The sequence below is a fragment of the Actinosynnema sp. genome (assembly GCF_052038725.1).
The window spans coordinates 1-5,265 of sequence record NZ_JBQGCX010000819.1 but is presented as its reverse complement, the minus strand read 5'-3'; the positions used below and the strand labels follow the sequence as shown (position 1 = coordinate 5,265).

Genomic DNA, 5,265 nt, shown 5'->3' with positions numbered 1-5,265 from the left:
GCCTGGCCCAGCTGGACGAGCACATCGCCGACCTGACGGGTCCCGTGCCGCCGCCGGGGGTGCGGGCGTTCCGGGTGGTGGAGCACGGGCGGTACAGCGAGAAGGCGCTGCGGTCGGTGCTGAGGGCGCACGACGTGGGGGTGCTGGAGATCCTGGTGCGCGGCCTGGACGTGGACCCGAACCCGTTGCGGCGCAAGCTGAAGCTGAGCGGGAGCGAGTCGATGGCGGTGGTGCTGACCAGGGTCGGGCGGAGCCCGGTGTACCTGTTGGCGCGGGCCGAGCGGACCTGAGCCGGGGTGGTCCGGAGCCGGGTTCCGGACCACCCCCCGGCGCACAACCCCCCCAGCCGCTCCGACAACCACCCCCGCAGCCCGGCCACGTCGACGTCCACCGCCACGTCCACCCGCCCCGCGTCGCGCGCCTCCAGCCGCTCGTCCACCAGCAGCGACCCGCGCCCCGGCCCGTACCCGCAGTCCACCTCCACCGGCAGCCGCCGCGTGGTCAGCAACCCCGGCCGGACCGCCTCGGCGACCGCCACCGCGTCGTGCAGCGCCATCCCGTCCCACCCCAGCAGCCCCCGGTACGCCCGCCGGTAGTCCGCCGTCAGGCCCACCAGCACCCGGCCGACCTCCGAGGCCGCGCCCACCGCGTCCAGCCACGGGCCGTCGACCGAGCAGCGCATCGTCAGGTCCATCGGCACCAGCGTCGTCGGCACGTCCTCCACCACCAGCACCCGCCGCGCCGCCTCCGGGTCGCACCAGGCGTTGAACTCCGCCCTCGGCGAGATGTTCCCCGCCCCGATCGCGCCGCCCATCACCACCAGGCGCTCGATCTTCGGCTTCAGCGACGGGTGCGCGGCCAGCAGCAGGGCGACGTTCGTCAGCGGGCCCACCGCGGCGATCACCACCGGGCGGTCGGAGGCGCCGAGCAGGTCGGCCAGCAGCGCGACCGCGTCCCTGGGGTCCGGCGCGCCCGCCGGGGGCAGGGCGCCCGCGAAGCCGGACAGGCCGTCCGAGCCGTGCGCGCTCGACAGCGACGGCTGGGCGTGCACCAGCGGGCGGTCCGCGCCCGCGGCCACCGGGACGTCCGCGCGGCCCAGCAGGGCGAGCAGGCCGAGCGCGTTGCGGGTGGTGCGCTCCAGGCCGACGTTGCCGAAGGTCGTGGTCACGCCGACCAGGTCCACCTCGGGGCTCGCGGCGGCCAGCGCGAGCGCGAAGGCGTCGTCCACGCCGGGGTCCGTGTCGATGATGAGCGGAGTCGTCACGGCGGCCATCCTGGCGGGGCGCGGCGGTGGCGCGCGAGGGCGGGGTCCGCGCTCGCGGTTAGGGTTCCCGGATGACCAGCATGTGGGGCTCGTCCACGTGGTCGCGGTGGCGGGGCGCGCGCCGCGACCCCGCGCAGGCCCGCTTCCTCACCCTCGCCTCGTTGCGCTGGGTGCTGCGGCACCGCGCCTACACCCCGTGGTACCTGGTGCGGTACTGGCGGCTGCTGAAGTTCCGCGTCGCCAACCCGCACGTGGTGCTGCGCGGCATGGTGTTCCTCGGCAAGAAGGTGGAGATCCACTGCAGGCCGGGGTTCGGGCGGCTGGAGATCGGGCGCTGGGTGCACATCGGCGACGGCAACGCCATCCGGTGCCACGAGGGATCGCTGCGGATCGGCGACAAGGCGGTGTTCGGCAAGGACAACACGGTCAACTGCTACCTGGACGTGGAGATCGGGGCCGCTACCCTGGTCGCGGACTGGGTGTACGTCTGCGACTTCGACCACGTGACGAGCGACATCACCCTGCCGATCAAGGACCAGGGGATCGTGAAGTCCCCGGTGCGGATCGGGCCGGACTGCTGGCTGGGCACCAAGGTCACCGTCACGCGGGGGACGCGGATCGGGCGCGGGTGCGTGCTCGGGGCGCACGCGGTGGTGCGCGGGGACGTCCCGGACTACAAGATCGCCGTGGGCATCCCGGCGCGGGTGGTGCGGGACCGGCGCGCGGACTACGAGGCGGGCGCCGGGACCCGGGCCGCGGTGGCGGACATGGCGCGCAAGGCCCGCGAGGCGCTGGAGAGGTCGCGGGCGGACGAGTAGACCCGGTCGTCACCGGACGGGGAGAGGGGTTGGTCGTGGTGGTCGAGTTGCCCGACGGCGCGGTGGTCACCGGTCGCGGCCTGCGCGGCGGGCCGCCCGAGGTCGAGCCGGGGTACGGGCTGTACCTGGGCGGCGCGCGGCGGCGGGCGGCGCACGACGCGGCGCTGACGTGGCCGCACGAGTGGGTGGACTGGCCGGACTTCCTGCTGCCGCGCGACGGCGGCGCGGCGGTGCGGCTGATCCACGACCTGCACCGGCGGGCGCTGGCCGGTGAGGCGGTGGAGGTCGCGTGCGGCGGCGGGAACGGTCGCACGGGGACGGTCCTCGCGTGCCTTGCCGTGCTGTCCGGCGTGCCGCGCGGGGAGGCGGTGGCGTGGACGCGGGCGCACTACCGCAAGCACGCGGTGGAGACGCCGTGGCAGAAGCGGTGGGTGCTGCGGTTCCCCGCAAACGACGTTTCGTAAAAAGTTTCACAAATGGAAGCGCTCCCATACCGCACAATTGCGTTCCACGTCCCCCGAACTGCGGTAGCGCTCTGATTCCATATATGCCGATTGCGTCAAACGGGCGTAGCGGGTGTGCCTGGCCGCTCTGTACGTTTCCACACCAGCCCGCAGTGGCGGGTTCCTTGTGTGGTTTCAGAGAGAGCTGCGCATCTCGTGTCGAAGAAGAGCATTCCGGTTCCAGTTCCTGCCCGGTACGCCATTTCCGTTCTGCTGCCCGCGCTGGCCGCGATCGCTTCCGCGGTCGCGGCCTTCGCCGAGGGCGCGGCGCGGTCCTACGGGATATGGGGTTCCGCCATCTGCGCGGTGGGGATCGCCTGCTGGGGCGTCCTGCGCGAGGTGTGGGCCAAGCGCGAGGAGGCGGATGCCCTGGCACGGGTCAAGCGCGCCAAGCACGAAGTCCTGGGTGCGGCGATCCCACTGGTCAAAGAGTTGGGCAAGCTCGCGGTGGTGTCCGCCGACGGGGCCGGGCGCGTCCCTGTGCAGGTCCTGCGGAACCGCGTGGTCGCCGCCGCCAGGACCCAGTGCGGCACCGACGACCGCGAGAACTACCGGGCCGCGCTCTACCTGTGGCGGGACGGCCACCTCACGCTCGCCGACCACGAGGGGCGGGACGGCGGCCGTGCCCCCAGGGCTGTTTTCCTCCCGGACGGGGAGTACGAGCGCTTCGTGCTCAGGCACGCCCGCGGAAGTGACCCGCTTTTCTACGAGGACCTGCTGGAGAAGGCGCCGGAGAGCTTCGGCAGCGTTTCCCCGAGGAGCTTCCGCTCCTTGATCTCGGTTCCGGTGCACGTGAGCGGCAGGTCGTTCGGCATGCTCAGCGTCGACTCCCCCGAACCGGGATCACTGACCCCGGTTGACCGCGACCATATGATCCTGCTGGCCGCTGTGCTGGCCGCCGGCCTCGCCGCGGAGGAGCGGGACGGCGAATCGCTGAAGGAGGCGTCGTGACGTTCGAGCGCGCGCTCGACGGCAGGACCGTCGACGACCTGGCCGCCGACCTCGCGACCGTGCGGCGGCGGGTGTCGCGGGAGCGGGCCCGGCTGGTGCTGGCCTCGCGGGCGCTCTGGCGGGTCTCCGTGTGCGGGCTCGTCCTCGGGGCGGTCGGGCACCTCGGGGCCGCGCTGCACCTGCTCGGCTCCGGGGACGACGCGGTGGTCTGCGCGCTCGGCGTCGGCGTCGCGGCGCTGTTCGCCGTCGCCGCCTGGCGGCTCGGGCGCCGGGGCTGAACCACCCCGGCGCCGCCGGGAACCCGAAGTCCCCTACAGGAACACGTTCCCCGTCCCGATCTTCGGCCTGCCGAGCGCGCCGCGCTCGCGCACCACCGCCGCCCGGTACACCTCGACCGTCCCCTCCGCGATGGTCCCCCAGTCGAAGTCCGTCGCCAGCCGCGCCTTCGCCGCCCTCGCCCGCCGCCCGGCTGCGCCCCGGTCGTCCAGCACCGCGCACACCGCCCGCGCCAGCGCGTCCACGTCCCCCGGCGGGAACGACAGCCCGGTCTCCCCGTCCAGCACGACCTCGCCCAGCCCGCCCGCCGTCGACGCCACCAGCGGCGCGCCCGCCGCCGCCGCCTCCAGCGCCACGATCCCGAACGGCTCGTAGCGGCTGGGCAGCACGACCGCCGCCGCCGCCGCGATCGCCGCCGCCAGCTCCCGGTCCGACAGGTGCCCGGCGAACTCCACCGCCCGCTTCACCTTGTGCTTGCGCGCCTGCTCGACCAGCCACTCGCGGTGCGTGCCCGTGCCCGCCACGACCAGCCGCGTGCCGGGGTGCCTGCGCCGCACCCGCGGCAGGGCGGCGATCAGGTCCTGCACGCCCTTCTCCCACTCCAGCCTGCCGAAGAACAGCAGCACCGGCGCCCCGTCCGGCGAGTGCCTGCCGCGCGCCGCCTCGACGTCCGCCGCGCGCACCCGCCACCGCTTCGGCTCGATCCCGTTGTGCAGCACGGTGATCCCGGCGGGCTCGACCTCGAACAGGTGCGCCACCTCGGTCCGCATCGCCGCCGAGCAGGTGATCAGCTCGTCCGCGCGGTTCGCCAGCCACCACTCCACCGAGTGCACCTGCTGGTTCAGCGTCTGCGACAGCCACCCGCTGTGCCGCCCGGCCTCGGTCGCGTGCACGGTCGCCACCAGCGGCGCCTGCGCCGCCTCGGCCAGCGCGACCGCCGGGTGCGTCACCAGCCAGTCGTGGGCGTGCACCACGTCCGGCCGCCAGCCCTCGCGCAGCAGCGCCAGCCCCGCGCGGGTCATCGCGTGGCCCATCGCGAGCACCCACGCCACCAGGTCCCGCTCGAACACCAGGTGCGCCGGGTCCTCCGCGACCCGCACCACCCGCACCCCGCCGAGCACCACGTCCTCGGTCGGGTGGGTGACCGCGTCGGTGCCCTCGGGCTGCCTGCACAGCACCACGACCTCGTGCCCGGCCCTGACCAGCCGGTCGGCCAGCGCGTGCACGTGCCTGCCCAGCCCCCCGACGACCACCGGCGGGTACTCCCACGACAGCATCAGCACGCGCATCCGGCACCCTCGCATCCTGCGGCGACCCGCATCACAACGCCCTCGCGGCCCACAACGCCCCTGCCGCACCACGAACCCCCGCGCGCGGACCGGAAAGCCCGACGCCCCGAGGGACCCCACCACGAACCCACCGGCGGAACGCGCCCGGCCGCGACCGCCAGGCC

Annotated in this window: 6 protein-coding genes and 1 pseudogene; 5 read left to right on the top strand and 2 right to left on the bottom strand. The window is 74.5% G+C overall.

Annotated elements, in window-relative coordinates:
• On the top strand, positions 1-290 hold a 290-nt coding region (locus ACTUAL_RS16900), incomplete at its 5' end, for a THUMP-like domain-containing protein (RefSeq protein WP_440900938.1).
• 44 nt (positions 291-334) lie between these two features.
• On the opposite strand, the pseudogene ACTUAL_RS16895 reads toward ACTUAL_RS16900, so the two are convergent.
• Positions 335-1,264: pseudogene (locus tag ACTUAL_RS16895) on the bottom strand (nucleoside hydrolase); the annotation flags it as partial.
• Positions 1,265-1,335: 71 nt separating this feature from the next.
• On the opposite strand from ACTUAL_RS16895, the gene ACTUAL_RS16890 reads away from it, so the two are divergent.
• The 4 genes from ACTUAL_RS16890 (at position 1,336) to ACTUAL_RS16875 (ending at position 3,814) form a co-directional block, all read left to right on the top strand.
• The gene (locus ACTUAL_RS16890; RefSeq protein WP_096496716.1) at positions 1,336-2,082 is read left to right on the top strand and encodes an acyltransferase; all 747 of its coding nucleotides are present in this window, start codon (positions 1,336-1,338) and stop codon (positions 2,080-2,082) included.
• Between the two features lie 35 nt (positions 2,083-2,117).
• Positions 2,118-2,546: a protein-tyrosine phosphatase family protein gene (locus ACTUAL_RS16885; RefSeq protein WP_440900937.1), complete on the top strand. Its 429-nt coding sequence runs from the start codon at positions 2,118-2,120 to the stop codon at positions 2,544-2,546.
• Positions 2,547-2,741: 195 nt separating this feature from the next.
• Positions 2,742-3,536 (top strand): GAF domain-containing protein, encoded by a 795-nt coding sequence (locus tag ACTUAL_RS16880; RefSeq protein WP_096496715.1) that lies wholly within the window; start codon positions 2,742-2,744, stop codon positions 3,534-3,536.
• On the top strand, positions 3,533-3,814 hold the full coding sequence (locus ACTUAL_RS16875) for a hypothetical protein (protein ID WP_440900936.1): 282 nt from the start codon (positions 3,533-3,535) through the stop codon (positions 3,812-3,814). The genes ACTUAL_RS16880 and ACTUAL_RS16875 overlap by 4 nt, the downstream gene beginning before the upstream one ends.
• A gap of 33 nt (positions 3,815-3,847) precedes the next feature.
• Here the strand turns inward: ACTUAL_RS16875 and ACTUAL_RS16870 are convergent, their stop codons facing one another.
• Complete coding sequence (locus tag ACTUAL_RS16870; RefSeq protein WP_440900935.1) at positions 3,848-5,101, bottom strand: glycosyltransferase family 4 protein; 1,254 nt, start codon at positions 5,099-5,101, stop codon at positions 3,848-3,850.
• Positions 5,102-5,265 lie beyond the last annotated feature (164 nt).

Excerpts from the sequence above, each read along its gene's own strand:
- ACTUAL_RS16870 (WP_440900935.1), bottom strand. The coding sequence starts at position 5,101 with ATGCGCGTGCTGATGCTGTCGTGGGAGTACCCGCCGGTGGTCGTCGGG.
- ACTUAL_RS16890 (WP_096496716.1), top strand. The coding sequence starts at position 1,336 with ATGACCAGCATGTGGGGCTCGTCCACGTGGTCGCGGTGGCGGGGCGCG.